Here is a 25,190-nt window from a genome sequence, read left to right as displayed (position 1 = left end):
CCCCCTCAGCGCGTGCCCTGCGCGACGAGCGCGGCGACGGCTTCCACATTGCTCTTGTCGACGAAGCCGGGGCCGGTCTGCACCGGCGCGCCGCCTCCGACGGTGTTCAGGTTCGTCCGGTACAGCTGCAGCAGCACGATCGGCAGATAGCCCTGCTCGTACTGTTGCTGATCGACCGCGAACAGCAGCTTTCCGGCGCGGATCGCTTCCACCACATCGGAATTCAGATCGAAGGTCGCGACGGTCGCACCGGACGCCGCCTCCCGGACCGCGTCCACGGCCCGCGCGGCGACCTGCGAGTTCAACGTCAGCACCGCGTCGATGGATCGGTCGGCTTCCAGCGCGCCTTTGATCCTCGATTGCGCGTCGGTGGGATTGTTGATGTCCACCTGCAGCGTGGTCGCGTCGCCGAACGCCTTGGTCGCGCCACCGCAGCGCTCGTTCGCGGCGATATTGCCCGCCTCGTGGACGACGCACAGCATCTTCGTGCGCCGGGCCTCGGCGAGCCGCTTGCCCGCGGCCTGTCCGGCCAGCGATTCGCTCTGGCCCACATGAACGAACGCGCCGAACTTCGCGCTCTCGGACTCCCCCGAATTGATGGTCACCACCGGAATGCCCGCGGCGACAGCCTTTTCCACGGACGGCCGCAGCGCCTCGGGATTGGCCATCGAGACGACGAGCCCGTCGACGCCCTGCGCCACCGCGTTGTCGATCAGCTTCGCCTGCTGGCCCGGATCACCGGAGGCGTTGTACGCCACCCGGATTCCGAGATCCTTGCCCGCGGCCTCCGCGCCGTTCTTGACGACGTTCCAGAACGCGTCGCCGGGACTGCCGTGGGTCACCACCGCGACGGATTCCACCGTCCCGGCGGCGATCGGCGTCTGCGAGGGTGCGGGCGCGTCAGCGCCGGGGCCACTGCACGCGGCCAGCATTGCGGCCGTGGCGATCCACGGCAGCAGGCGCCATCCGGCGGTCACGCCGCGCTGTCGTCTCGAAGACATCGTTGTCGTCGCTTCCTCTAGATTCCCGCCGCGGCGAGCGCGATGTCGGCCAGGTGGCGCAAACTGCGACCGGTGTCATCGCGGGCCTGTCGAGCCGAGTCGCCCGGCCGCAGCATCGCATCCTGCTCCAGCACGTACCAACCCTGATAGCCCGCGGCCCGCATGGTGTGCACGAGTGCCGCGATGTCGACGTCGCCATCTCCCAGCGGGACATACAGCCCACGGCGCACGGCCTCGCCGTACTCGAGCTTTCCCCCGCGGACCTGATCGGCCAGGGCGCCGCGGACATCCTTGAGATGGATGTGCCCGATCCGCTCGGCGTGTCGCGCCGCGAGCCGCACCGGGTCCGTGCCGCCGATGAGCAGATGGCCGGTGTCCAGACAGATGTCGAGATCGGAATCGGCGAGGAACCGCTCGACTTCGGCCTCGCTCTCCACATGGGTGCCGACGTGCGGGTGCAGCACCGTGCGCAGCCCGTGCCCGGCGGCGGCGTCGCGGATCGCGGCGGCCGTGTCGACCAAGGCGCTCCACTCCGAGCCGTCGAGCTGCGTGCGCGCGTCGTACCCGCCGAATCCGGTCGCGGCGGCGAGCACGAGGACTTCCGCGCCGGCGGCGGCCAGCAGGGCGGCGGCGTTCTCCGCACGGGCGACCGCGTCCCGCCGGTCCCGGTGCAGCACGACGGCGAGGAATCCGCCGACGGCGGTGAGCCCGAAGGTCTCCAGTAGCCGGCGCAGCTCCACCGGATCCTGCGGCAGATAGCCGGGAGGACCGAGTTCTGTCGCGGTCAGCCCCAGCGCGGCCATCTCCCCCAGGACGGTCCGCGCGTCGAGCACGTGACCCCAGCCGGGGACCTCACAGACCCCCCAGGAGATCGGCGCGGCCGCGACGCGCAGCGGGTAGAGGGATTCGGTCATCGGTACTCTCCCGTCGAGGTTCACCGCTCTATTGGAGCGCTCCAACTATGTAACGCGGGTCATAGCGTGTCAAGAGTCGTCAGCGCGTCGACCGAAGCACGATTACCAGGCAATTTCCGCTCTTCGCGCCGCTCCCGAAGTCGGTCCGCCATCGCGGATTTCCGATTAGAGCGCTCTATTGCCTCGCCTACCAGGAGCTTGTATCGTCCGAGCCGAAAAGGCCTACGGAGGCGGAACGGAGGCGTCATGGCACGACCGACCATGGAAGACGTCGCTGCCCGCGCGGGCGTCTCGCGCGCCCTCGTCTCGCTGGTCATGCGCAACTCCCCGAAGGTCAGCGAACACCGCCGCCGCGCCGTGCTGGACGCGGCGAAAGACCTCGGCTACCAACCGCACATCCTGGCTCGCTCCCTCGCCAGCCGGACCTCCAGCATCGTCGGCGTGATGGTCTCCGACCTGCGCAACGCCTTCTTCGCCGATGTCGTCGAGGGCATGGACGCCGCCGCCCAGACCCGCGGCCTGGAACTCATCCTCAACACCGGCCGGCGCACCGCCGCCCGCGAGCGTGCCGCCCTGGAGAGCTTGCTCTCCTTCCGGCCGGGGGGCGTCATCCTGCTGTCGCCGGTCCTGCCCGCCGCCGCCATTCGCGAAGCGGCGCAGCAAGCTCCGCTGGTGCTGGTATCCCGCACTTCCACCGTCGCCGAGGTCGACACGGTCAACGACGACGGCGAGATCGGTGTCGGCCTGGCCGTCGATCACCTCGTCTCCCTCGGACATCGGCGCATCGTGCACCTCGACGGCGGCGGCGCCTTCACCTCCGCGCCGCGCCGCAAGGGCTACCGCGCCGCCATGCGGCGCCACGGCCTGGAGCCGATGGTCGTGCCGAGCGAGCACACCGACGCCGCGGGCCTGGCCGCGGTACGCAAACTGCTGAACCTGTTCTCCAGCGAGAATTTCCCCACCGCGCTCGTATGCGGCAACGATTTCAACGCCGTCGGGGCCATGTCCGCGCTCGAGGAGGCGGGCCTGCGGGTGCCCGAGGACGTCTCCGTGGTCGGCTACGACAACACCTCCCTGGCCGCCCTGCGCCACGTCGCGCTGACCACCATCGACCAGCCGCGCATCCAGATGGGCCGCCTCGCGATCGAGGCGCTCGCCGAACGCCTCCACGACGGCCGCACCACCCCGGCCCGCCGCCGGGTGGAACCTTCGCTCGTAGTCCGCTCCACCACGACCGCTCCACGCTGAACCACCAGGCCCGTAGGCCCGCCACCGCACGTCGCGATTCCACATATATAAGGAGAGCCGATGTCCTCGCACCGAGCCGTCACGCTGGGCCTCGCCGGAACCGGCCGCATCGGGAGCGCGCACGCCGAGACCCTGAGGAAACTCCCGAACGTGGCCACCGTCCTGGTCGCCGACGCCGACGCGGCCCGCGCCCGCACCACCGCCACCGACCTCGGCGTCGAGTTCGCCTCCGATCTCGACGCCCTCTTCGCCGCCGACCTCGACGGCCTGATCATCGCCACCGCCACCGACGCCCACCCCGAACTCATCATCCGCGCCGTCGACGCGGGCATCCCCGTCTTCTGCGAAAAGCCCGTCGCCGCCGACATCACCGGCACCCTCGCCGTCATCGTCCACCTTCGCACCTCCCCCGTCCCCGTCCAGATCGGCTTCCAACGCCGCTTCGACGCCGGCTACCGCGCGGCGCGCGAAGCGATCCGCTCCGGACGGCTCGGCTGGCTGCACACGTTGCGCGCGACGACCCTCGACCCGGCGCCACCGCCCGCCGAATACATCGCCCGCTCCGGGGGCATCTTCCGCGACTGCGGGGTGCACGATTTCGACATCATCCGGTGGGTGACCGGCCGCGAGATCACCTCCGTCTACGCCCTCGGAGCCAACCGGGGCGCGTCGTTCTTCGCCGAAGCGGACGACGTCGACACAGCGGCGGTGCTGCTTCGCCTGGACGACGGAACCGTCGCCACGGTGTCACTGACCCGATACAACGGGGCAGGGTACGACGTGCGGCTGGAAGCGTTGGGCTCCAAGGGGAATGCGATCGTCGGGCTCGACGACCGCACACCCCTCACTTCCGTCGAACCCGACCACAGCCCCTCCCCCTATCCTCCCTATGCGGGGTTCATGGAACGCTTCCGTCCGGCGTATGCCGATGAACTGGCGGCCTTCATCGAGGTCGCGACCGGACAGCTCGACAATCCTTGCCCGCCTGTCGACGCGCTGGAGGCGTTCTATGTCGCAGAGGCGTGCGAGCTGTCGCGGCGGGAGAGCCGAGCCGTCGAGGTTGCCGAAGTCCGACGCTGACTGATTCGAAGTACGCTCGGTTCGTGGCAGATCATCACCAGTATGTGCGGTATGAGCAGGACCGGGACGTGCTGGCGACGATCGGAACCTATCTCGATTCCCAGACCACTCGGATCAGCGTGCGGTTGCCTCGGTCCGCGGCTGAGTCCGCAGTTGCCGCCTGGAACCGCGACGAATCGTGCGAACTCGAGAACGAGAGCCGTGCAGAGTACGAACTCCGTGACGCTGCCGCCGAGCTGGCTTTGATCGGCCTCGCAATCACCACGCGCGGGGTCTGGGATGGTGATGAGGTCGTCGTCGACCTGGACCTCGTTCAGATCGCGGCGGCATTGCGGGCCGCACGGTAGGCCAAGCCGCTGCAGCTAGGGCGCGCTTTCCGTATCTCAGGTCCTTTCGCTCAGTGCAACGGCCGGGCCATCTCGTCCATAATCGGCGCGTCGGCAAAGGGCTGATCTTGACCGATCACCTGCCAGCCCACGCCTCGAGGCCGCGCGCGCAGGGTTGCCCACTCGCACCAGCAGGTAAGCCAAACGTTCGGGGCGCTGCGAGAGCAAGGTGTCGTGAAAGAGCCGTGCGTAGCCCTGGCCTTGGTAGTCGGGGTGCACAGCGAACTCCCGAAGATATAAACGGCCACGCTTTTCGATCCCGTAGCTATACGCGGGTAGACCCGAACTGCTTTCTTCCACACCGCTTGCGATCGACGGTAGGGCGTGCCGAACGCATAGCCGATCATCCGGCCGTCGATCCGGGCCGCGACGAGTTCGAACCCAGGTATCGGGGCGTACATCTCTTCCAGGCGTTCCCAGAATCGGGCTGGGCTGTACCACGGGTTGTCTTGCTGCTCGCGGTGGGAGTCGAGATATAAGATCTTCAGTTCGTCCGCGAGCTCGAGTGTCCCGGCCGCGTCATAGCGGGCGAGTTCGAGAGAGCGCGAGGTGGTCACGATTCGAGGGTCTCTGTTCGACGCACGGCGTCGCCCCGAAGTAGCTCGTGCAGTTCCCGTGCGCTGCCCGTGCGCCGCTGGTCTTTCGGTACGGCTGCGAGGACTTGCTCACCCAGGCCCATGACGAATCGCGTTCGATGTTCGATCGGCAACTCTTCCAGCGTGGTCGTCGCGTAGCCGGCACCCTCGATGGAATCACCGGCCGAGACCAGGCAAAGCGCTCGTTGCAACTCGATCTGGATCGGCCCGCGTCGACTGTCGGGCGGGTACAAGTCGAGCGCCGCCGACTGCGCCTTTTCTGCCCGGCGAATAGCCCCAAGATGGGAGTACACGAAGCTCTCGGCGAATCTGACTCGCTCTTCGGGGTAGGCCCAACAGTGCCAGCTGTGATCCTTCGTCATGCGAGACGGCAGGGCGGCGAAAGTCTCCCGCAGCTCGATCAACGACGCCTCGGCTTCCTCCGCGCGACCCAGTAAGGCGAATGATTGCGCCCGCGCGGCAAGCAAGCTCGGTCTTCCGACTGCCGGACCATCGGCGATCAACTGATCCGATTCCCCGAGCTCTTCGATGATGGTTTCAGGTGACTGTCCGTCATAGATCGCCCGAATAGCCCTGCGCCCCCGCACGAACATCATCGTGTGAAGGTCACCAGAGCAGTCAGCCGCGTAACGCGCGGTGCGCCACCACCGCATGCCTTCGCGTCGCTGGCCGAGGTCCCCGATGGCCTGAGCCATGTACTGGCTCAGTAGAGCGCCGATCTTGTACAACTCGCGTCGCTGGCGGGAGTCTGCCGACATGCCAAGCGCCATCTCGAGACTCAGAACGTCGACCAACAGCATCTCGCGCAGTTCCGCCGCCGTGTGGGTGACGTAGGCGGCCCCGTATTCGCGGATGATCTCGTTCCAGTCGTCGAGGTCAATCGAGACAGTCTCGGAGACAGCTCGATTCAGCCCATGCCGCGCCGACTCCAAGCCAAAGGCCATACCGACACCAGCGGCCGGCGCGCTGAGCAGAAAACTTCGGCGTCGCACGTCATCGACCTCTTTCCCCGCTTTCGGCAGGAACATCGGTGAATCATCCGACTCCATGCTATCCCCGCCGGTTCCGCGCTCGGCCGGACGAAAACCGAGTTCGGCGTCAGTCGCCACACCGAGCACAGCCCGCAACCCGGCGCGGTATTCCGCATTCGGCCAGCGAAAGACGCCACGCTCCAACTTGCCGATGTAGTTGCCGGACAACTGCACAACTCGACCGGTCCGGTCGTACACCCACGCGTTCACCGCGGCGGCGAGTTCTGATCGCGACAACGGGTGCCCGGTCAGTTCGGATCTCATGCGCGTTCTGGCCGCGCTCAGCTTGCGATTCGGTTCAGACAAGTCCCGTCCCCCTCGTTCGGCAACCCGCAGCCAGATCTTTGCACTCCACCCTGCACGTTCGAGTCCGAACCGCCGGTATCCCGCACTTCTCCCCTTGTCCTCCCCCGAACGGGCGTTCCCGCACAACCCGGTCGAGACGGAATCTAGCCACGGCACTCGACGCCGGACCGACACCGATCCTGATCGGCTCTCCGGCGTCGGATGCCCGTCCGACAGCAACTAGAGCGGAAGGCACAGGATGCGATCGGTTCCCAGGTATATGGCAAGTGGCACGGCGCACGAAGCACCACTCGTTCACGACACCGTGATGTCGAGGTGCCGCTTCTATCGTGAGATCTGCGGCCTGCCCGCACGAATTGACCCGCAGCTCTTCCGGATCTTCATTCCTTCGGGCAGCGTCGGCGGAATCACTGTCCCTGCCGAAATCGGCGCGGCCGTCAAAGGACACATGCGAGTGCACGGCACCCGGCCGGGCCCGGTCGTTTCGCATCCCCGATCGAAGCGATGGACATTCCTCGTCGTGCCGGACATGCCCGCCGACGACATCGCCCTGTTCGGTGAACTGTTCCGCCTCAACGCTTCCGCGTCACGCCTCGGCGCGCAGATCGCCCTGCCATCGCCCGCCGACCGACACGGATTTCGGGTCTGGGTGCAACCGCCCCGTGACAGCCACCGGCCATCCGCGATGGCCGTCATCGAATCCATCCGTGCATGCGCCAGATCCCGGGCGCGTCGAGTCCGATAGGAGCAGCCGGAAACATGCGCAACGTCGAATGTGACGACAACCTACTTCTCGACTCGACTCGCACGAGGAATCCGAGGCGCAAGTCGGACGCTGATCAACAGGTCGAAGTGGTAGTCGTCCGGGATCCAGACGGACCGGTCGATGTCCATATATTCATCGGCGGCGTGCAAACCTCCGCCACCGTATTAACGATCGATGCAGGCGCAGGGTGGTGCTGGGCAGATTGGAAGCACTGCAGAGACCGAAACCTCTCGGCCGCTTCGCCATCGGCAAGACGAACCATGCTGGCCGCGTATGCCGACCCTCCAGGTGGAGGGTACGTCGTGGATCGCGGCGAAGTGCAGTGGCTCAATGGGGTCTCGACAACACCGACAACGGAAGAGGACCAAGGATGGTATGGGACCGACTGACGATCGGCAGCTGGGTCAGTACGGCCGAAGGTTGCCCTGTCAGGACCGTCATAGGCGAGGACAGCGAATCCGTGACATTCGTGTTCGGTGTCGACGCTCTTCGAAATGTAGGCCGGTGGCGCTCGTTGAAGATCGGCCACTTGGTGGTTGTTTAGTCTGCCGTGTTGTCTGTCCGCATGGACGGGAGTGTGTCGATTTCGGTGTTGCGGAGTCGGTAGCTGTTTCCTTTCAAGGTCAGGACGTCGGCGTGGTGGACGATTCGGTCGATCATCGCCGCGGCAACGACGTGGTCGGAGAACACGTCGCCCCAGCGGGAGAACGGCAGGTTCGAGGTCAGGATCAGCGAGGCGTGTTCGTAGCGGCTGGAGACCAGTTGGAAGAACAGGTTCGCTGCGTCTTGTTCGAAGGGGATGTATCCGACCTCGTCGACGATCAGTAGTCCGTAGCGGCGGAGTTTGGCCAGTTCGGCGGCGAGGCGGCCGTGCTGGTGGGCGGTTTGTAGGCGGGTGACCCATTCGACGGCGGTGGCGAACAGGACGCGGTGGCCGTGGTGGGCGGCGGCGATACCCAGCCCGATCGACAGGTGGGTTTTGCCGGTTCCCGGTGGCCCGAGTAGCACCACGTTCTGGGCTTTGGTGATGAACTGGCCGGTGCCCAGATGTGCGATGGTGTCGCGCTTGAGGGCGGGCTGGTGGTCGAAGTTGAATTCCTCGATCGCTTTGCGGGCGGGGAATCCTGCTGCGCGGATCCGGATTTCGGCGCCGGAGGACTCTCGGGATGCCACTTCGCGGGACAGGACCGCGGCGAGGTATTCCTCATGCGTCCAGCCGGCGTCGCGGGCTTGGTCGGCCAGGCGGGCGGCGCTGTCGCGGATGCGGGGGGCCTTCAACGCGTTGGCGTAGTACTCGATCTGCTTGGCGGTATCGGCGGGTGCGGCCATCACGCGACACCCTCGCCGCCGAAGTCGACGCCGAAACAGGTGTCGTAGTCCGCGAGGTTACGCACCAACCCGCCGTCATCGACGCTGACGGTCCGAGATTGTTTGTGTCCGAATGCTTCCCGCAATTGCGCAGCGGTGTGGACATGGGTGGGGTCGGTGATGGTGACCGCTTTCGACCAGGCTCTGCGGTGGGTGGCCACCAGCAGCCCGTCGCAGCGGGCGGTGACGGTATCCAGATCGGCACGAATGTCGATAAACCGTCCGATCACCGTCGGGTCGATCGAGTAGTCGTTGCCCAAGACACGCAGGTAGTAGTCACGCGGCAGCCTCGCGCGGCTGGTGAACCCGACCGCCGGGGCGATCGGCGGCAGTGTCGTCATCGCGGCCCGGTCGATGCCGACCAGCTCCGCTGGGGAACCCGCGATGCGCCGGACGTGTCGAGCGTTGGCGATCGGCAGCCACTCGGCGAGCTGGGTGTTGAAATCTCCTGGTGAACTGAACGACCGGCCGGGCAGGAACGAGGTCTCGAGATAGCCGTTCACGCGTTCGACGATGCCCTTGGACTCCGGGTCGAACGGCTTGCACTGGACGATGCGGGTGGCCAGCATCCCGGTGAACGCCACCACCCCAACGGCCAGGTGTCCGCCCTTGCCGATCCCTGATTCGTTGTCCCACAACAGCCTGCGCGGGACTTTCCCCAACTGCCCCGACAGCAGCGACCACATCCCGGCCAGCAGATCCGCGGTGGTCCGGGTCGGAATCATCATCGCAGTGATGAACCTCGAGAACGAAGCCACCATCACCAGCACCGGGGGTGTCCCGACCTGCCCGGCGCCCAACGGGATCGGTGTCGGTGGGAACCACAGATCGCACTGCGCCTGATCCCCGGGCCGATACTCCAGCCGGTCCGCCGGATCCTTCGGTGCGTACTGCGGCCGCAGGGCCGCGACTTTCTTACGGAACCACGACGGTGACCCCGCCCAGCCCACCCGCTCGGCGATCACCGACGCCGGCATCGCCGGGAACTGCGCCAGCAGCTCCCGCACCAGCGGCTCGAACTCGTCGAACGCCGAGGGACCCGACACCCGCTGGTATCGCGGCGGCGACTCCGAGGCAATCGCCCTCGACACCGTGTCCCGCGAGATGCCCAACCGGGACGCGATCGCCCGCATCGACAGGCCCTCACTCGCATGGAGATACCTGATCTGCGCCCATTCCTGCACTGAGATCACCCTTCCGATCGTGGATGGGTGGCCGATTTTCAAAGAGCGCCGGTGGCCGGATTTTCGAAGAGCGCTGACATTCGGGACATCCGGTAACGAATTCGAGTTCACGATCGACCGCTCAACGCTGGCAGAGATGCTTCAGCTCGGTTCGCAGGCGTTGCAAGCGCTGATGCCAGCCAGCCGTTGAACGATGACAAGACGACTATCGATCCAGGATCGTGCGTGCGCCTCATCTATCTGGTGCGGCAATTCGTTCGGGCCCTCTTCAAGCATTCGCGGGCGCGAAGGGCACGCTTCTCCGCTTCGAGTTGACAGCGGCTACGTAGCGGTCCTGTCTCCGTGAACCCGCAGCGTTGCTGAGTGACGCGGAGCCGTTTGAGCCGACGCTCTCGGAGATTGGGTCGCGGTCGCCTCGTGATCACATCGGTGAATCCACTATCGCGATGCACCTTCCCGGTCCTGCCCGAGAGGATGCCCGCGAGGCACGTCCGACGCCGTAGACAGAAAGGCAGTCGCACTCGGGTGACCATGGCACACTCCATACATGGAGAGCGAGGTGGAGCGCGAGCTGCGCCAGATGATCTTCGATCACCTGGGGCGACGAGTTGAAGAGAAGGGCTCGCTGACTCGCGAGGAGCTGACGGAGTTCAAGGTCGGCGCCGAGACGTATCGGCTGATCGACCGCAACAAGGGGATCTGGAATCCCTCGCAATTCGCGGCCACCTTGTCGATCCTCTCGAAGCCCGACAGCCCTTACGACGATGAGGAAGTCGGTGATTCTCTCTATGCCTACGCGTATCGAGAAGGCAACATTCGAGGCGACAACACCAAGCTGAGACGCGCGTACGAGTTGGAACTACCCTTAATCCTGCTCCGTTGGATCAAGATCGGTTCAGCGATCCGGTACGTCCCGGTATTTCCCGTGTACGTCGTTGCAGACGATCAGCCGCGTCAACGGTTCATCCTGGCGCTGGACGAGAGCCTGCGAGAGGTCAGCGATCCGCTGCACCTCGAACCGATCGAACGCGCCTACGTACAACGCGTGACGAGGCAGCGACTACACCAGCCGGAGTTCAGGGGCCGAGTTCTGCTGGCCTATGGCCACCGCTGCGCGATGTGCAAGGTGCGCCACGCGCAACTGCTGGACGCCGCCCACATCATCGGAGACGGCAAGGAGCACGGTGCGGCCGACGTCGTCAACGGACTGAGCCTTTGCAAGATCCACCACGCCGCCTATGACAGTAACCTGATAGGCATCTCTCCCGGGTACGAAATCCACGTCGGCGCGCAGCTCATGCAGGACTCGGATAAGGGTCCGATGCTGCGGTATGGGTTACAAGGAATGGACGGTCAACATCTAGCACTACCGCAACGGCGGAAGGACTGGCCATCGGCAGAGCGACTCGAGGAACGCTTTGCCGAATTCGAGGAAGCTAGCTGAGCATGGTGATCGCGGCATGACCTTCGAGCACTCCGCGTCGATGGTTGACATCGATTTTCAGCGGTACACAGCAGCACAGGCGCGTGAACTCCGGAAGGACGTCGAACGCATCTTCCGGGACTCCTACGTCGATGCGATCGAGTCCGGCGAGGAGTTCGAATCGCCGGAAGCGTTCATGCACCGGTTCGACGCCTATACCGATCCCGGCCGCGCCGGTGCGTTCGAGCTGGTGATCGCCCGTCTCGGCGGCGAGCTCTGCGGGCAGGCGTGGGGTTGGCCGCTCACCGCCAAGACCGCGTGGTGGGACGGGCTGCGACTGGACGAAGGTGACCACGCGGCGTTCACCGCTGAGGACGGTTCTCGCACATTCGCTTTCAGCGAGATCATGGTGCGCAAGCGGTTCACCGGCAGAGGAGTCGCCCGTGCCCTGCACGACGAATTGCTTGCGGATCGGCCGGAGCAGCGGGCAACGTTGCTGGTGCGCCCGGACAATCGTCGGGCGTACGACAAATATCGCCGATGGGGGTGGTACCGCGTCGGTACTCTTCGACCGGGTTGGCCCGATGCCCCGCTGTTCGATGTTCTGATGCGTGCTCTTCAGTAGGTTCGCGTGGACCAGATCGGCGCGTACTTCGGCGTAGAGACTATCCCTCAGGGCTGATCAGGAAAAATGTTCTGGCAATTGCCTTTTCACCAAGGGTGGATCGACCGTGCGCTGACGCGTTGCTAGCATCGGGCGGTTCGTGACAGGGGTTTCTACGAAGGGGGAATACGTGAGCGGATCGGACTGCGATCGTCGGCAGGAGCGGGTCATGGCGTCGCGCCGTGTCTCGTACACTTTGCCCGCACTGGTGGCTATGGCGCTTGTGTCGAGTGGCTGCGGGGCTGGTGGCACCGCTGCTCCCCGGCCGATCACCACGACCTTAACCACCACCTCGAAGCCCCCGGCCCGCACGACTCCGCCGGTGACCACCACCCCACCGACGACGACCACTTCTCGGGTCACCTCGACCACGCCGACCACCGACACCGCGCAGCCGATCCACGTCGGGATCTGTGTCGACCAGACAACGAACACCCGGGTGATCGATGACCTGTGCGACACCACCGACAGCCGCTACGCCACCTTCTGGTACCGGCACGCCGACACCCTGGTGTACCCGGCGGTCGGCGCCGCGGTGCTCCTGGCCGCCGGGACCTTTCTGCGCCCGAGCGGAACGGCAGTCCACGACCGAGTCGTTCCGACCGGTGGCGGCACAATCCAGCGCGGCGTGCTCGGCCAGGGCCGCCCCGACACCGGCGGCGTCGGTTCGTAGTACGCACGCGCCGCAATTCCGGTCGGCTACGAGCGAGAAGGGCTCCGGGTAGAGCCGTGCGGAAACGCCTTGTAATAGTCGCGTCCGTGCCGGGTAATCACGTTGTCGACGCAATCTCTTCTGGGTATCGCCGTCACGACCCGGACATGCAGGAGCGCAGAAGTGGACATCGAGGACGCACGCCGCTACGCCGCAGCGATATGGCGGCGGGAAGATATGACGGCATCCGAGCGCCTGGCGGCCGTGAAAGCGGATGCCCATGCGCGCGGCAAGGAACCCTTCGATCTCGGGCGGCTGGAATCGCTGTGCGACACCAGCCATGAGGGCCGCATGGATCCGACGCACTGGCGCAAACGCAAGTTCGAGCTGATGTACTACAGCCATCCCGAGATGATGACGATCGAGGATCTCGCCGAACATGTCATGGCGACGCAGGGATGGATGTGGTGACCGGCGGAGATATCAGTCGGCGATCTGGCGCGTCGCCCGATCCGGCAGCACCCCGGCCAAGACGAGCTCCTCGTAGATCCGCTGCTGCTCGTCGTCGAGATTCGAGTACAGCATGTCGTACGCCAATTCTTCCTCGGCGAGCACGGCGACCGGATCCCAGTCGGCCCCTAGCGCCGCGACGACGGCACTGCGCCGTCTCACCTCGTCCAACGTGAGGTCGTAAGCGAAATTGTGGTCGGCCATTCAGGCATCTCCAGCCAGGTTCTTTCCGAAATCGAAGTGACGACGATGCCCAACCGCATCCTTCCGAGCAATGATCTGCATCACATTCCGCCGTCGGACTTCATCACATTCGGCCGCACGACACCAGAGGCGGTAAGTGCGCCCAGAATTCGGCACCACAGCGGGCGCTACGCGGGCAGTAGCCGCCAGATGGCCTTGGTCAATAGGTAAATCGAGGAGTGTCATGGGCAACGATCGAACGTGGGAAGACTTGGTCCCCGAAATCTGCGATGTCGCGATCCGCTACGGTGCCACCACGCACCTGTCGGAAGGGCAAGTCATCGTGTCGGCGACCACATCGCGGCCACACGATCATTCCGCCCGAAGCATCCTCATCACCCGTTTCGACGATGAAGCAGCGCGGATACGGACAGGATGGTGCATCGACGGCCTCGCCGACTATACGATCGGCAATCCCGGGCGGCTTTCGCACGTGGCAGCCATTATTGATGGAATTTGCTCGGGTGGCGCAGAGGAGCATGCCTTCCTCGGCGCTGACGGGCGCTGGGTCGGAGTTGCCTGGCAGATCCGAAGTCGACAGGGAGACGGGTTGGGCGGTGGCGATTTCGAAAGCCCGCATCCCAGAGCCGTACACCGTCTCGGTGCTTGGGATGATGATTCCGACTGACCTCTGAGAAGGAAGAAGCCGATTGCTGTCACGGTGTGCGAACCGTGGCAGCAATGGTTCCGTCGGCACCCGATTCGCTCGCCAGCTGCGTCTGCTGACGTCGGTGCGGGTAGGTGCATTGCTCGGCCGGAGACGCGCCGATGCAAATCGACGTCTTGTCAGCGAGCCGAGTCACGCTGGCAGTAGCCGCGCGATGACCTCGGTCAACTGTTGGACGTTGCGGCATTCGTGCATCGTCACCTGCTCCGCGTAGACGTGCGCCGCGGAGTCACCCGTCGACCACGACCGAGACGGCTCCGGATTCAGCCAGTAGGCGTGCTTCGCCCGGTCGACGATGGACTGCACCGCAGTGAGATTCGGATCCGTGCGGTTGGTCCGCCCGTCGCCGAGGATCAGAACCGAGGTGCGGGGGCCGAGGGCGTCGGCGTAGTTGTCGAGGAAGCCTTGAAAGGCCTCGCCATAGTTGGAGCTGCCGAAGCGCGCGACCTTGGTGGAGCGGATGATCCGGGCGGCGGTGCCGGGGGTCGGGGGTTCGCCGGGAGTGAAGAAGTGGGTGATCTCGTCGCAGGTGTCGACGAAACCGAAGCTGCGGACCTTGCTGAACTGGTCTTGCAGGGCCTGGATGAGCTGGAGGGTGAATTCGGCGAAGCCGGTGACCGAGCCGGAGATGTCGGCGAGAACGACCAGGTCGGGGCGGCCGTGTTTGCGAGCGCGCAGGACGGGGTCGATGGGGACGCCGCCGGTGGACATGGAGCGACGCAGGGTACGGCGTAGGTCGATCTGGCCGCGGACGGATTTGCGGCGGCGGACGGCGAGGCGGGTGGCGAGTTTGCGGGCCAGAGGGTGGACCAGGCGGCGCATTTCGGCGAGGTCCTGTTCGCGGGCGCCGAGGAAATCGATACGGTCGGTGCTGGTTTCGACGCCGCGGCGGGCGATGTATTCGGTGCCACGCAGTTGTGCCGAGCGCAGGCGGGCCTCGGTCTGGACGGCGGTGCGGAACGCGGCGAGGCGGCGGTTGGCTTCGATCGTGTGGACGGTGGTGTCGAGTTGGGAAGCGCCGTTCATGCCCGCGACGATGCGATCGATGAGCTCTTCCGGGCGTAGGGCTTTCATGGTCAGGTAGGAGGACCAGCCTGCGCCGGACGCGGTGGTGACCGGCGTGGACTGCCCGGCGCCCGCGCCGCCGTAACCGCCGAGTTCGGTGAGCGCCTGGCGGGCCAGTTCGGCGACCGAGTCCGAATCATCCTGTGCCAGTGCGGAGACGAGGCGATCGCGCAGGGCTTCGACGGACTCGGGTGTCGACTGATCGACCTGCTGCGGCTGCTGAGCGGTCAGGAAGTAGAGGTCGAAGAGCTGATCGAAGACGGCGCGCTGACCATTGCGCCGCAGCAGGCAGGCGGCCATGCCGGAGCGCAGCCGATCGCGATCGTCGATTCCGAGGGCAACCATCGCTTCGGCCGCATCGATGGTTTCGCTCGGCCCCGCGTTGATGCCGTGATCACGCAGGAGCCCGACGAACGCGACGAGCCGATCGGTCATCGATTCGGCGGCTCGCTGCCCTGCCTCGACCGCGCGAGGTGCGGACTTCACCTCACCGCCCTTCCTGCTGGGCATCCATGTCGAGCCCGAGCCGCTCGATCGCCAGGCGATGGTCCGACTGGTACTTCAAGAGCACCCCGAGCGTCGAGCGGACCACGCCTCCACTCAGGTTGCGCGCACCGAGGGCGACCAATGTCTTCGCCCAATCGACGGTTTCGGCGATCGACGGAGCCTTGCGCAACGAGAGTTGACGCAAGGCCCCGACCACCCGGACCACCGGCTCCCCCAGCGCCTCGTCCAATTCCGGGACCTTCATCCGCACGATCGCCCGTTCCAGTTCCGCCGTCGGGTAATCGATGTGCAGATACAGGCAGCGCCGCTTGAGCGCTTCGGACAGTTCGCGGTTGGCGTTGGAGGTCACGATGACGAACGGCTTGCGCACCGCGGTGACGGTACCGAGTTCGGGGATGCTCACCTGGTAGTCGCCGAGCACCTCGAGCAGCAGCCCTTCCAGTTCCACGTCGGCCTTGTCGAGTTCGTCGACGAGCAGCACCGTGGAACGCGGGTTGCGGATGGCGGCCAGCAACGGGCGCGCGAGGAGGAACTCTTCGGTGAAGACGTGGTCGCGGGTGCTGTCCCAGCCCTCGTCGCCGGTGGCGGTGATGCGGAGCAGCTGCTTGGCGTGGTTCCACTCGTAGAGGGCGCGGGCCTCGTCGATGCCCTCGTAGCACTGCAGGCGCACCAGGTCGGACGTGGTCGCGGCGGCTACGGCCTTGGCGAGCTCGGTCTTGCCGACGCCCGCGGGGCCCTCGATCAGCAGCGGCTTGCCGAGGTGGCCGGCGAGGAACACGGCGGTGGCGATATCGAGGGACGGGAGGTACCCGGCCTCGGTGAGGCGCCCGGTCACCTCGTCCACCGACGCGAAGAACTTACTCATCGGTAACTAGTCTAGACGGCCTCAGCTCGGCGCCGGTATCCGGAAATGACTCGGCTCGGCATCCGAGGGCACGGCGCTCGCCATGGTGAACGGTTCGACCAGCGACCGCAGTTCGATCAGGTGCTTGGCGTGCGCGTCCAGCGCCCGATCCTCCTCCGAGACCGGCTGCCATTGCCGCACGGCGCGCGCCTTCATCTCGTCGTCCACCGCGACGACCACGGCGAGGCCGTGCGCCGCCAGCGCGGGTTCGTCGGAGTGCGCGTCGGTGGACGTCACGTGCACGCTCACATGCATGCTGCGCGGACCGGTGTGGATCAGCCGCGCGGTGACCTCCACGACGTGCCCGATCACGATCGGGCGGTAGAAACGGATGCCGCCGAAGTAGGAAGTGATGACCCGCTGCCCGGCCCAGTCCGCGCCGCACACGTACGCCGCTTCATCGATCCACCGCATCGTCCGGCCGCCATGGACCTTGCCACCCCAGTTGATGTCCGAAGGCGCCGCCAGGAACCGCAGAGTGGCGCTCGGCGCGGTGCCCGCGGACGTGTACCGCTGGGCGGCCATCGCCTCCTCGATGTGCTTGCGCACCGAGATCCGGGCGCGGGCCTGCCGGTGCCGCTGCGATTCCAGGAGCGTCGTCGGATTCCATTGCGGCACTTCGACGGTGCGGCGGTCGTCGTCCACCGCGACGAAGATCGTCAGGCACTGCGCCGACTGCACCGGCTTCACCCGGGTGGGATCGGTCGAATAGACCGTCACCAGGATGTGCATGCTGGTGCGCCCGGTGTGCACCAGGTCGGCATGCAATTCGACCAGCTCCCCGACCGAGATCGGCCGATCGAGGTGGATGTTCCCGACATAGGCCGTGACGCAGTAGCGGCCGCTCCACTGGGCCGCCGCCGCGTAGGCGACTTTGTCGATCCATTCCAGGAGTTTGCCGCCGTCGACCGAGCCCACGATGCCCGCGTCGGCGGGCTGGACGAGGAAGCGGTGGATCGCCTCGGCACGCCGACCGGCCGTAGCCGGTTCGGACACAGTCGGTTCGCTGTCGGTCGAGTTGGTCAAGGTCCACCATCCGTTCGGGCAGAGAATTTTCGGCTACCTGACCCCGTTGTCCGGGAGAACCTTAGGCCCCGGCATCGGTACGAGCGAGTAACGAGCCGACACCGACGCGGGACGGCTCCACCGGACGGCGCAGTTCGCGCTTTCGCGACCGATCAGCAACGCAGATAGGGGGTGCCCCTAATATCGCGGTTCGATTTGGTCCGCAGGGGAGAGAACACCCGTGACGTTTCGCGGCAAGTGCGCAAGAGTGAAGTCGTGCAGTCGCTGCCCCGTCGGTAAGCGCGACCGCGAAGCAGCGACCGTAGATCCGAGATCTGTCCGCGGGGGTAGGCCGTGGGCGGACCCGCAACGGGGGATGGTGGGCGAAGACGCTCACCGCAGAGTGAAAGGATTTACGTTGTTCTCCACAATCAGCGCACGCCGTACCGTGGCTCGTGTGGCCGTCGCCGGCGCCATCGCCGCAATCCCGTTGACAGCGCTGGCGATGCCCGCGTCCGCCACCCCGGGCACGCCCGGGGCCACCCCGGCGCGGTACGACCCGTATTACAACGACCGGTGCGACTTCGGCCCATTCCAGAACTGGAGTTGCAACAACAACCCGTTGTTCGGTTGGGGCTACAACCAGTACGGCGGCCCCTTCGGGCAGGGTTACGGACAAGGCTTCGGGCCGGGCATGTTCGGCAGCAGTTAAAGGTCCGCGAAGACGCGGTTGGCCCGCTCCGAATTCCGGAGCAGGCCAACCGTGCGAATCAGCCGAGAGATCAGGCGGTCTCGGTGATCGGGCGATCGACCCAGCTCATCAGGCCGCGCAGCTTGGCGCCGGTGACCTCGATCGGGTGCTCGGCGTTCTTCTTGCGCAGCGCCTCGAGCTCCTTGTTGCCGCCCTCGACGTTGGCGACCAGACGCTTGACGAAGCTGCCGTCCTGGATGTCCTTGAGGATGTCCTGCATCCGCTTCTTGGTGTCGGCGTCGATGACCCGCGGGCCCGACAGGTAGCCACCGAACTCGGCGGTGTCGGAGACCGAGTAGTTCATCCGCGCGATGCCGCCCTCGTACATCAGGTCGACGATCAGCTTCAGCTCGTGCAGCACCTCGAAGTAGGCCATCTCCGGCGCGTAACCCGCCTCGACCATGACCTCGAAACCGGTCTTGACCAGCTCTTCGGTGCCACCGCACAGCACGGCCTGCTCACCGAACAGGTCGGTCTCGGTCTCTTCCTTGAAGGTGGTCTTGATGACGCCGGCGCGGGTGCCGCCGATGCCCTTGGCGTAGGACAGCGCCAGCGCCTGGCCCTCGCCCTTCGGGTCCTGGTCGATCGCGATCAGCGCGGGAACGCCCTTGCCGTCGACGAACTGACGACGCACCAGGTGGCCGGGGCCCTTCGGGGCGACCATGCCGATGGTGACGTTGGCCGGGGGCTTGATCAGGCCGAAGTGGATGTTGAGGCCGTGGCCGAAGAACAGCGCGTCGCCGTCCTTCAGGTTCGGCTCGATGTCGTTGGTGAAGATCGACGCCTGCGCGGTGTCGGGCGCGAGCACCATGATGACGTCCGCCCACTCCGAGACCTCCGCCGGCGTGCCGACGGTCAGGCCCGCCTCCTCGGCCTTCGGGCGCGACTTCGACCCCTCGGCGAGACCGACGCGGACCTCGACGCCCGAGTCGCGCAGGCTCAGCGAGTGCGCGTGACCCTGGCTGCCGTAGCCGATGACAGCGACCTTGCGGCCCTGGATGATCGACAGGTCGGCATCGTCGTCGTAGAACATCTCGACTGCCACTGTGGTTCCTTCCGGGATCATCCCCGCGCGAGGCGGGGCACACCGTGCTTGCGCCGGTGTTGATTTTCGTTGTTCTGGATCGGATCACCCCCGCAGGAGCGGGTGGGGATCATTCCCGCGTCAGCGGGGAGGGCGGCACGCCAACCGTCGATCGCAGAAAGACTAGCGTGTGGCCGCCGCTCACTACCTCATCGAGTGGCGGTGATGGACTTCGGTCCACGCCCCACCGCGACGACACCGGACTGCACGATCTCCCGGATGCCGTACGGCTCGAGCATGCGCAGCAGCGCGTCGAGCTTGGAACGGGTGCCGGTCGCCTCGACGGTGAGCGCGTCCGGCGACACGTCGATCACCTTCGCGCGGAACAGCCCCACGGCCTCGATCACCTGGGTGCGCACACTGGCGTCGGCGCGCACCTTCACCAGGATCAGTTCGCGGGCCACCGAGCTGTCGGAGTCCTGCTCCACGATCTTGATGACGTTCACCAGCTTGTTGAGCTGCTTGGTGACCTGCTCCAGCGGCAGGTCTTCGACGGTGACGACGATGGTCATGCGCGAGATCTCGGGGAGCTCGGTGCCACCGACCGCCAGCGATTCGATGTTGAAGCCGCGGCGGGAGAACAGCGCCGCGACCCTGGCCAGCACGCCCGGTTTGTCCTCGACGAGAACGCTGAGGGTATGCGTGGTACTCATCCGTTGTTCACCCTGTTCTGTTCCTGCGACATCGCCGCGTGGATGACCGCCGGCTCGGCCGCCTGCTCGTCCTCGTCGAACAGCGGGCGGATGCCGCGAGCGGCCATGATCTCGTCGTTGCTGGTGCCCGCGGCGACCATCGGCCAGACCTGGGCGTCCTTGCCGACGATGAAGTCGATCACCACGGGGCGGTCGTTGATGGACTGCGCCTCGCGGATCGCGGCCTCCACGTCCTCCTCGCGCTCCACCCGGATGCCGTGGCAGCCGAGGGCTTCGGCGAGCTTCACGAAGTCGGGGATGCGCAGGCTGTGCGTGCCCAGGTCGGTGTTGGAGTAACGCTCCTGGTAGAACAGCGTCTGCCACTGGCGCACCATGCCGAGGTTGCCGTTGTTGATCAGCGCGACCTTGATCGGCACGCCCTCGACCGCGCAGGTGGCCAGCTCCTGGTTGGTCATCTGGAAGCAGCCGTCACCGTCGACCGCCCACACCTCTTTGTCCGGCGCGCCCATCTTGGCGCCCATGGCCGCCGGGACGGCGTAGCCCATGGTGCCGAGACCACCGGAGTTCAGCCAGGTGCGCGGCTTCTCGTACTTGATGAACTGGGCGGCCCACATCTGGTGCTGGCCGACGCCCGCGCAGTAGATCGCGTCGGGACCGGCCAGGCGGCCCAGCGCCTCGATGACGTACTCCGGCGACAGCGAACCGTCCGCGGGCGGGGTCCAGCCCAGCGGGTAGGCGTCGCGCACGCCGTCGAGGTAGGTCCACCAGTCGGTCAGCGGCAGCGGCAGCGAACTGCCCGCGGCCGGATCCGCCTTCAGCGTCTCGATGAGTTCGACGATCACCTCGCGGCAGTCGCCCACGATCGGGACGTCGGCGTGCCGGTTCTTCCCGATCTCGGCCGGGTCGATGTCGGCGTGGATGACCTTGGCGCCGGGCGCGAAGGAGTCCAGCTGGCCGGTGACGCGGTCGTCGAACCGCGCGCCGAGGGTGATCAGCAGGTCCGAGCGCTGCAACGCGGCCACGGCGCCCACGGTGCCGTGCATGCCGGGCATGCCCATGTTGAGGCGGTGGCTGTCGGGGAACGCGCCGCGCGCCATCAGCGTGGTGACCACGGGGATGCCGGTCAGCTCGGCCAGTTGCAGCAGCTCGGCCGAGGCGTCGGCCTTGATCACGCCGCCGCCGACGTAGAGCACGGGGGCCTTGGCCTCCATGATCATTCGCGCGGCCTCGCGCACCTGCTTGCCGTGTGGCTTGGTGACCGGGCGGTAGCCGGGCAGCCGCATCTCCGGCGGCCAGCTGAAGGTGGTCTGCGCCTGCAGCACGTCCTTGGGGATGTCGACGAGCACCGCGCCGGGGCGTCCGGACGCGGCGAGGTAGAACGCCTCCGCGATGATGCGCGGGATGTCGACGCCCTCGGTGATCAGGAAGTTGTGCTTGGTGATCGGCATGGTGATGCCGGAGATGTCGGCTTCCTGGAACGCGTCGGTGCCGATCAGGCCGCGGCCGACCTGGCCGGTGATGGCCACGATCGGGACCGAGTCCATCTGCGCGTCGGCGATCGGGGTGACCAGGTTGGTCGCGCCGGGGCCGGATGTGGCCATACACACACCGACCTTGCCGGTGGCCTGGGCGTACCCCGTGGCCGCGTGACCCGCGCCCTGCTCGTGCCGGACGAGGACGTGGCGCACCTTGGTGGAATCGAAGAGCGGGTCGTAGACGGGAAGGATCGCGCCGCCCGGAATGCCGAATACGGTGTCGACGCCGAGCTCCTCGAGCGATCGGACGACCGACTGCGCGCCGGTGACCCGCTCGGGCGGGAGCTGGCGGCGGTTGGCCGTGGACGTCGCGTTGGCAGCGGGCGTGGCCTGCTGGTTCGCCGAAGGCGCTGGCCTACGGGCCGAAGGCCCGGGCCGTGCGGTAGGTGCGCTCACCGTCTTCGTTCCTTACTGGTTGTGGTTCCGACCCCGGATGTTGTGCCAGCGGTGTCTTGCGCTTCGCCATGTCGGACAGTAGTCCGAACATAAAAAAGCCCCCGACAGCACAGGGCTGATCGAGGGTGGCGCGTCGCAACGCGAGCTGACGTATTCGACTCAGTGTGTCAGGCTCAACGCTGGACGCGCCGGCCGATTACGAGCAACTCGTTTCGATTCACGCGCACGACGTTAAGCGGGTGTGAACCGAAGAGTCAAACAGATGACCCCGTGTGTCCCATTATGTGGGACAGTGCGGTTGCTTGTGTCCGTTCATCAGGATGCGAGGATGGTGGTGTGTCATCACCGCATCAGTCCGTGCCACCGTCTGAATCGTCCCACACGCCCGCGACGACAACGGATACGGGTAGCGCCTCCGAAGCCCGTGTGATCCGCATCCCACGGCTGGCTTTCCTGGGTGTGTTCATCCTGCTGATGTGCGTGTTCTTCCCGTTCGTCGGCTGGCCCGCCGGACTGTGGTGGCTGCTGCTCATCCCGGTCGCCGTGCTGGTCTGGGTGCTGCGGACGCAGACCGCCGTCTCCGACGCGGGACTGGACCTGCGGACGCTGTTCGGTTCGCGCCACCTCGACTGGGCGCAGGTGAAGGGTGTGCGGATCCCCAAGCGCGGATACGTGCGCGCCGACCTGATCGACGGCACCGAGGCGAAGTTGCCCGCGGTGAGCTACGACCGGTTGCGCGATCTGGCGGCGTTCTCCGGCGGACGGATTCCGGACCCGTTCGCGGAGCCGCGTGAACCTGCGACGGAAGAGTCCACCACGGAGACGAACGACCAGGACACGGATCCCAGCGGCGACGGCGCTCCTCGGACCAATGGGGCCGAGAAGTCCGGCGAGGACGCGACGAAGACGCGCGACGGCGACAACCCGGCGTAAGCGCCGACGACACCGGCGGCCGGCGGGTCGCACAGTCCAGCGTCGACGAAGGCACGTGATCATGACCACAGCACGGCAACGAGCGCCGATGGCAACCGCGAACCGACACAATCTGCGTTCGCTCACGCCCTGACGTCTCGCGTCGCGTGGTCCGGCGCGCCGAGGAGAACATTCGCCGCTATTGGGAGGTTGCCCGAGTCATGGGATGATTCTTCCGGAGCCGTGACCCTCCTCGTCCCACCCCGACGCTCCGGCACCTCCGGCGTCACCCCGTCAGCGCCCGCGACATCCCGCACCGGCGACACACCCGACCCGGCTGACCGCGCTATCGGACGCCACACCACCCGGCCGGTGGACACGCCCACCGGGAGTAACGTGGTGGACCGCCGAGCAGGCTCTGCGCCGTCGCACGTCAGCCCCCCCGCGACCCGAGGACCATCCACATGCCACCGCTTCGTTCACGAACCACGACCATCGGCCGCAATGCCGCGGGCGCGCGCGCACTCTGGCGCGCCACCGGCATGACCGACACCGACTTCGGCAAGCCGATCGTCGCCATCGCGAACTCCTACACCCAGTTCGTGCCCGGCCACGTGCATCTGAAGAACGTCGGCGACATCGTGGCCGACGCGGTGCGCGCCGCCGGTGGCGTGCCGCGCGAATTCCACACCATCGCCGTCGACGACGGCATCGCCATGGGCCACGGCGGCATGCTCTACTCGCTGCCCTCGCGCGAGATCATCGCCGACTCCGTCGAATACATGGTGAACGCGCACACCGCCGACGCGCTGGTGTGCATCTCCAACTGCGACAAGATCACCCCGGGCATGCTCAATGCCGCCATGCGGCTGAACATTCCGACGGTGTTCGTCTCCGGCGGGCCGATGGAGGCGGGCAAGGCCGTCGTCGTCGGCGGCGTCGCGCAGGCGCCCACCGACCTCATCACCGCGATCTCCGCGAGCGCGAATCAGGCGGTGTCCGAGGAAGGTCTGTCCGAGGTCGAGCGGTCGGCGTGCCCGACCTGTGGCTCGTGCTCGGGCATGTTCACGGCGAACTCGATGAACTGCCTCACCGAAGCGCTCGGACTCGCACTGCCCGGCAACGGCTCCACCCTCGCCACGCACGCCGCGCGCCGGGCGCTGTTCGAGCGGGCGGGCACCGTCGTGGTGGACATCGCCAACCGCTGGTACCGCGAGGACGACGCGTCCGTGCTGCCGCGCAATGTCGCCGACGCCAAGGCCTTCCGCAACGCGATGGCCCTGGACGTCGCGATGGGCGGGTCGACCAACACCGTGCTGCACACGCTGGCCGCCGCGCAGGAGGGCGAGGTCGACTTCGATCTGCACACCATCGAGGAGATCAGCCGCCGGGTGCCCACCCTGTCGAAGGTGTCGCCGAACTCCGACTACCACATGGAGGACGTGCACCGCGCCGGCGGCATCCCCGCCATCCTCGGCGAACTGCGCCGCGCCGGGCTGCTGGAGACCGACGTCACCACCGTGCACACCGCGTCCTTCGACGAGTGGCTCGACACCTGGGACATCCGCTCCGGCAAGGCTTCCCAGGAAGCGATCGAACTCTTCCACGCCGCGCCGGGCGGGGTGCGCACCACCGAGCCGTTCTCCACCGACAACCGCTGGTCGTCGCTGGACACCGATGCCGCGGGCGGCTGCATCCGCGATCTGGAGCACGCCTACACCAGGGAAGGCGGCCTGGTCGTGCTGCGCGGCAACATCGCGCCCGACGGCGCGGTGCTCAAGACCGCGGGCATCGACGAGGCGCTGTTCTCCTTCCAGGGCCCCGCCGTGGTGGTGGAGTCGCAGGAGGAGGCCGTGTCGGTCATCCTCGGCAAGAAGATCAAGCCCGGCGACGTGATCGTGGTCCGCTACGAGGGTCCCGCGGGCGGTCCCGGCATGCAGGAGATGCTGCATCCGACCGCCTTCCTGAAGGGCTCGGGCCTCGGCAAGGAGTGCGCGCTGATCACCGACGGCCGGTTCTCCGGCGGCACCTCCGGTCTGTCGATCGGGCACATCTCGCCCGAGGCGGCCAGCGGTGGTGTCATCGGGTTGGTCGAGAACGGCGACCAGATCCGCATCGACGTGGCCACCCGCACGCTCGAGGTCCTCGTCGACGACGCCGTCCTCGCCGAACGCCGCGCCAAGATGGAAGCGTCGGAGCGGCCCTGGCAGCCGGTGAACCGCGATCGTCCGGTGACGACCGCGCTGCGCGCCTACGCCGCCATGGCCACGTCGGCCGACAAGGGCGCCGTCCGCCACGTGCCGTAGCTCGCCGGATCCGCCGCCCATCGGCTCCGATGG

At 66.6% G+C, this 25,190-nt stretch carries 27 protein-coding genes; 13 read left to right on the top strand and 14 right to left on the bottom strand.

Annotation, left to right across the window (positions count from 1 at the left end; translation table 11 throughout):
• Nucleotides 1-5: 5 nt before the first annotated feature.
• Nucleotides 6-1,001 carry a sugar ABC transporter substrate-binding protein gene (locus tag QMG86_RS07020; protein ID WP_281878414.1) on the bottom strand — a complete coding sequence of 332 codons (996 nt, stop codon included), beginning with the start codon at nucleotides 999-1,001 and terminating at the stop codon, nucleotides 6-8.
• Between the two features lie 17 nt (nucleotides 1,002-1,018).
• Nucleotides 1,019-1,915, bottom strand: a complete 897-nt coding sequence (locus QMG86_RS07015; protein ID WP_281878412.1) for a TIM barrel protein — start codon at nucleotides 1,913-1,915, stop codon at nucleotides 1,019-1,021.
• A 246-nt stretch (nucleotides 1,916-2,161) separates the two neighbouring features.
• On the opposite strand from QMG86_RS07015, the gene QMG86_RS07010 reads away from it, so the two are divergent.
• The 3 genes from QMG86_RS07010 (at nucleotide 2,162) to QMG86_RS07000 (ending at nucleotide 4,590) form a co-directional block, all read left to right on the top strand.
• Complete coding sequence (locus QMG86_RS07010; protein WP_281878411.1) at nucleotides 2,162-3,163, top strand: LacI family DNA-binding transcriptional regulator; 1,002 nt, start codon at nucleotides 2,162-2,164, stop codon at nucleotides 3,161-3,163.
• A gap of 60 nt (nucleotides 3,164-3,223) precedes the next feature.
• Nucleotides 3,224-4,243: a Gfo/Idh/MocA family protein gene (locus tag QMG86_RS07005; protein ID WP_281878410.1), complete on the top strand. Its 1,020-nt coding sequence runs from the start codon at nucleotides 3,224-3,226 to the stop codon at nucleotides 4,241-4,243.
• A 68-nt stretch (nucleotides 4,244-4,311) separates the two neighbouring features.
• Complete coding sequence (locus QMG86_RS07000) at nucleotides 4,312-4,590, top strand: hypothetical protein (RefSeq protein ID WP_281878409.1); 279 nt, start codon at nucleotides 4,312-4,314, stop codon at nucleotides 4,588-4,590.
• 36 nt (nucleotides 4,591-4,626) lie between these two features.
• On the opposite strand, the gene QMG86_RS33535 is transcribed toward QMG86_RS07000, so the two are convergent.
• A complete protein-coding gene (locus tag QMG86_RS33535; protein ID WP_350356402.1) occupies nucleotides 4,627-4,848 on the bottom strand; it encodes a GNAT family protein in 222 nt (73 codons plus the stop codon).
• A gap of 334 nt (nucleotides 4,849-5,182) precedes the next feature.
• Nucleotides 5,183-6,562, bottom strand: a complete 1,380-nt coding sequence (locus tag QMG86_RS06990) for an NsdA family TPR-like regulatory protein (RefSeq protein WP_281878405.1) — start codon at nucleotides 6,560-6,562, stop codon at nucleotides 5,183-5,185.
• Between the two features lie 238 nt (nucleotides 6,563-6,800).
• Here QMG86_RS06990 and QMG86_RS06985 point away from each other — a divergent pair, with 238 nt between their 5' ends.
• On the top strand, nucleotides 6,801-7,307 hold the full coding sequence (locus QMG86_RS06985; protein WP_281878404.1) for a DNA-directed RNA polymerase subunit beta: 507 nt from the start codon (nucleotides 6,801-6,803) through the stop codon (nucleotides 7,305-7,307).
• A 561-nt stretch (nucleotides 7,308-7,868) separates the two neighbouring features.
• Here QMG86_RS06985 and istB read toward each other — a convergent pair.
• Nucleotides 7,869-8,657, bottom strand: a complete 789-nt coding sequence (gene istB / locus QMG86_RS06980; RefSeq protein ID WP_281873984.1) for an IS21-like element helper ATPase IstB — start codon at nucleotides 8,655-8,657, stop codon at nucleotides 7,869-7,871.
• Complete coding sequence (gene istA, locus QMG86_RS06975) at nucleotides 8,657-9,880, bottom strand: IS21 family transposase (RefSeq protein WP_434086196.1); 1,224 nt, start codon at nucleotides 9,878-9,880, stop codon at nucleotides 8,657-8,659. Before istA ends, istB begins: the two co-directional genes overlap by 1 nt.
• 19 nt (nucleotides 9,881-9,899) lie before the next feature.
• On the opposite strand from istA, the gene QMG86_RS06970 reads away from it, so the two are divergent.
• The 3 genes from QMG86_RS06970 (at nucleotide 9,900) to QMG86_RS06960 (ending at nucleotide 11,928) form a co-directional block, all read left to right on the top strand.
• Nucleotides 9,900-10,070, top strand: coding sequence for a hypothetical protein (locus tag QMG86_RS06970; protein WP_281878403.1), 171 nt, complete (start codon nucleotides 9,900-9,902; stop codon nucleotides 10,068-10,070).
• A 357-nt stretch (nucleotides 10,071-10,427) separates the two neighbouring features.
• On the top strand, nucleotides 10,428-11,324 hold the full coding sequence (locus QMG86_RS06965) for an HNH endonuclease (protein ID WP_281878402.1): 897 nt from the start codon (nucleotides 10,428-10,430) through the stop codon (nucleotides 11,322-11,324).
• Nucleotides 11,325-11,340: 16 nt separating this feature from the next.
• Nucleotides 11,341-11,928, top strand: coding sequence for a GNAT family N-acetyltransferase (locus tag QMG86_RS06960; RefSeq protein ID WP_281878401.1), 588 nt, complete (start codon nucleotides 11,341-11,343; stop codon nucleotides 11,926-11,928).
• 57 nt (nucleotides 11,929-11,985) lie between these two features.
• Here the strand turns inward: QMG86_RS06960 and QMG86_RS06955 are convergent, their stop codons facing one another.
• Nucleotides 11,986-12,402 carry a hypothetical protein gene (locus QMG86_RS06955; RefSeq protein WP_281878400.1) on the bottom strand — a complete coding sequence of 139 codons (417 nt, stop codon included), beginning with the start codon at nucleotides 12,400-12,402 and terminating at the stop codon, nucleotides 11,986-11,988.
• Between the two features lie 4 nt (nucleotides 12,403-12,406).
• On the opposite strand from QMG86_RS06955, the gene QMG86_RS06950 reads away from it, so the two are divergent.
• Together QMG86_RS06950 and QMG86_RS06945 are read left to right on the top strand one after the other, a co-directional pair.
• On the top strand, nucleotides 12,407-12,640 hold the full coding sequence (locus QMG86_RS06950; protein WP_281878399.1) for a hypothetical protein: 234 nt from the start codon (nucleotides 12,407-12,409) through the stop codon (nucleotides 12,638-12,640).
• Nucleotides 12,641-12,802: 162 nt separating this feature from the next.
• The gene (locus QMG86_RS06945; RefSeq protein ID WP_281878398.1) at nucleotides 12,803-13,090 is read left to right on the top strand and encodes a hypothetical protein; all 288 of its coding nucleotides are present in this window, start codon (nucleotides 12,803-12,805) and stop codon (nucleotides 13,088-13,090) included.
• Nucleotides 13,091-13,102: 12 nt separating this feature from the next.
• On the opposite strand, the gene QMG86_RS06940 is transcribed toward QMG86_RS06945, so the two are convergent.
• Complete coding sequence (locus tag QMG86_RS06940) at nucleotides 13,103-13,333, bottom strand: DUF6400 family protein (protein WP_281878397.1); 231 nt, start codon at nucleotides 13,331-13,333, stop codon at nucleotides 13,103-13,105.
• 223 nt (nucleotides 13,334-13,556) lie between these two features.
• Here QMG86_RS06940 and QMG86_RS06935 point away from each other — a divergent pair, with 223 nt between their 5' ends.
• Nucleotides 13,557-14,000: a hypothetical protein gene (locus QMG86_RS06935; RefSeq protein ID WP_281878396.1), complete on the top strand. Its 444-nt coding sequence runs from the start codon at nucleotides 13,557-13,559 to the stop codon at nucleotides 13,998-14,000.
• A 171-nt stretch (nucleotides 14,001-14,171) separates the two neighbouring features.
• On the opposite strand, the gene QMG86_RS06930 is transcribed toward QMG86_RS06935, so the two are convergent.
• From QMG86_RS06930 to QMG86_RS06920, 3 genes are read right to left on the bottom strand one after another with little or no spacing between them, the layout of a single operon-like run.
• The gene (locus QMG86_RS06930; protein ID WP_281878395.1) at nucleotides 14,172-15,590 is read right to left on the bottom strand and encodes a vWA domain-containing protein; all 1,419 of its coding nucleotides are present in this window, start codon (nucleotides 15,588-15,590) and stop codon (nucleotides 14,172-14,174) included.
• Between the two features lies 1 nt (nucleotide 15,591).
• Complete coding sequence (locus QMG86_RS06925) at nucleotides 15,592-16,476, bottom strand: AAA family ATPase (protein ID WP_281878394.1); 885 nt, start codon at nucleotides 16,474-16,476, stop codon at nucleotides 15,592-15,594.
• 21 nt (nucleotides 16,477-16,497) lie between these two features.
• Nucleotides 16,498-17,541 (bottom strand): acyl-CoA thioesterase, encoded by a 1,044-nt coding sequence (locus QMG86_RS06920; RefSeq protein WP_281878393.1) that lies wholly within the window; start codon nucleotides 17,539-17,541, stop codon nucleotides 16,498-16,500.
• A 436-nt stretch (nucleotides 17,542-17,977) separates the two neighbouring features.
• On the opposite strand from QMG86_RS06920, the gene QMG86_RS06915 reads away from it, so the two are divergent.
• Nucleotides 17,978-18,232, top strand: a complete 255-nt coding sequence (locus QMG86_RS06915) for a hypothetical protein (RefSeq protein WP_281878392.1) — start codon at nucleotides 17,978-17,980, stop codon at nucleotides 18,230-18,232.
• 70 nt (nucleotides 18,233-18,302) lie between these two features.
• Here the strand turns inward: QMG86_RS06915 and ilvC are convergent, their stop codons facing one another.
• From ilvC to QMG86_RS06900, 3 genes are all read right to left on the bottom strand, one after another.
• Nucleotides 18,303-19,304: a ketol-acid reductoisomerase gene (ilvC, locus tag QMG86_RS06910; protein WP_174372187.1), complete on the bottom strand. Its 1,002-nt coding sequence runs from the start codon at nucleotides 19,302-19,304 to the stop codon at nucleotides 18,303-18,305.
• A gap of 200 nt (nucleotides 19,305-19,504) precedes the next feature.
• The gene (ilvN, locus tag QMG86_RS06905; protein ID WP_039799659.1) at nucleotides 19,505-20,008 is read right to left on the bottom strand and encodes an acetolactate synthase small subunit; all 504 of its coding nucleotides are present in this window, start codon (nucleotides 20,006-20,008) and stop codon (nucleotides 19,505-19,507) included.
• Nucleotides 20,005-21,939, bottom strand: coding sequence for an acetolactate synthase large subunit (locus tag QMG86_RS06900; protein ID WP_281878390.1), 1,935 nt, complete (start codon nucleotides 21,937-21,939; stop codon nucleotides 20,005-20,007). Before QMG86_RS06900 ends, ilvN begins: the two co-directional genes overlap by 4 nt.
• A 426-nt stretch (nucleotides 21,940-22,365) precedes the next feature.
• Between QMG86_RS06900 and QMG86_RS06895 the strand changes: the two genes are divergently transcribed.
• On the top strand, nucleotides 22,366-22,872 hold the full coding sequence (locus QMG86_RS06895; protein WP_281878389.1) for a PH domain-containing protein: 507 nt from the start codon (nucleotides 22,366-22,368) through the stop codon (nucleotides 22,870-22,872).
• Between the two features lie 443 nt (nucleotides 22,873-23,315).
• The gene (ilvD, locus tag QMG86_RS06890) at nucleotides 23,316-25,157 is read left to right on the top strand and encodes a dihydroxy-acid dehydratase (protein ID WP_281878388.1); all 1,842 of its coding nucleotides are present in this window, start codon (nucleotides 23,316-23,318) and stop codon (nucleotides 25,155-25,157) included.
• The last annotated feature ends 33 nt before the right edge of the window (nucleotides 25,158-25,190 follow it).

Origin of the sequence: Nocardia sputorum (assembly GCF_027924405.1) — a bacterium.
Taxonomy (GTDB): Bacteria; Actinomycetota; Actinomycetes; order Mycobacteriales; family Mycobacteriaceae; genus Nocardia; species Nocardia sputorum.
This window is presented reverse-complemented; position numbering and strand designations above follow the sequence as displayed.

Excerpts from the sequence above, each read along its gene's own strand:
- QMG86_RS07020 (WP_281878414.1), bottom strand. The coding sequence starts at position 1,001 with ATGTCTTCGAGACGACAGCGCGGCGTGACCGCCGGATGGCGCCTGCTG.
- QMG86_RS07015 (WP_281878412.1), bottom strand. The coding sequence starts at position 1,915 with ATGACCGAATCCCTCTACCCGCTGCGCGTCGCGGCCGCGCCGATCTCC.
- QMG86_RS07010 (WP_281878411.1), top strand. The coding sequence starts at position 2,162 with ATGGCACGACCGACCATGGAAGACGTCGCTGCCCGCGCGGGCGTCTCG.
- QMG86_RS07005 (WP_281878410.1), top strand. The coding sequence starts at position 3,224 with ATGTCCTCGCACCGAGCCGTCACGCTGGGCCTCGCCGGAACCGGCCGC.
- QMG86_RS06985 (WP_281878404.1), top strand. The coding sequence starts at position 6,801 with ATGCGATCGGTTCCCAGGTATATGGCAAGTGGCACGGCGCACGAAGCA.
- istB (WP_281873984.1), bottom strand. The coding sequence starts at position 8,657 with ATGGCCGCACCCGCCGATACCGCCAAGCAGATCGAGTACTACGCCAAC.
- QMG86_RS06965 (WP_281878402.1), top strand. The coding sequence starts at position 10,428 with ATGGAGAGCGAGGTGGAGCGCGAGCTGCGCCAGATGATCTTCGATCAC.
- QMG86_RS06960 (WP_281878401.1), top strand. The coding sequence starts at position 11,341 with ATGACCTTCGAGCACTCCGCGTCGATGGTTGACATCGATTTTCAGCGG.
- QMG86_RS06940 (WP_281878397.1), bottom strand. The coding sequence starts at position 13,333 with ATGGCCGACCACAATTTCGCTTACGACCTCACGTTGGACGAGGTGAGA.
- QMG86_RS06935 (WP_281878396.1), top strand. The coding sequence starts at position 13,557 with ATGGGCAACGATCGAACGTGGGAAGACTTGGTCCCCGAAATCTGCGAT.
- QMG86_RS06925 (WP_281878394.1), bottom strand. The coding sequence starts at position 16,476 with ATGAGTAAGTTCTTCGCGTCGGTGGACGAGGTGACCGGGCGCCTCACC.
- ilvC (WP_174372187.1), bottom strand. The coding sequence starts at position 19,304 with ATGTTCTACGACGACGATGCCGACCTGTCGATCATCCAGGGCCGCAAG.
- ilvN (WP_039799659.1), bottom strand. The coding sequence starts at position 20,008 with ATGAGTACCACGCATACCCTCAGCGTTCTCGTCGAGGACAAACCGGGC.
- ilvD (WP_281878388.1), top strand. The coding sequence starts at position 23,316 with ATGCCACCGCTTCGTTCACGAACCACGACCATCGGCCGCAATGCCGCG.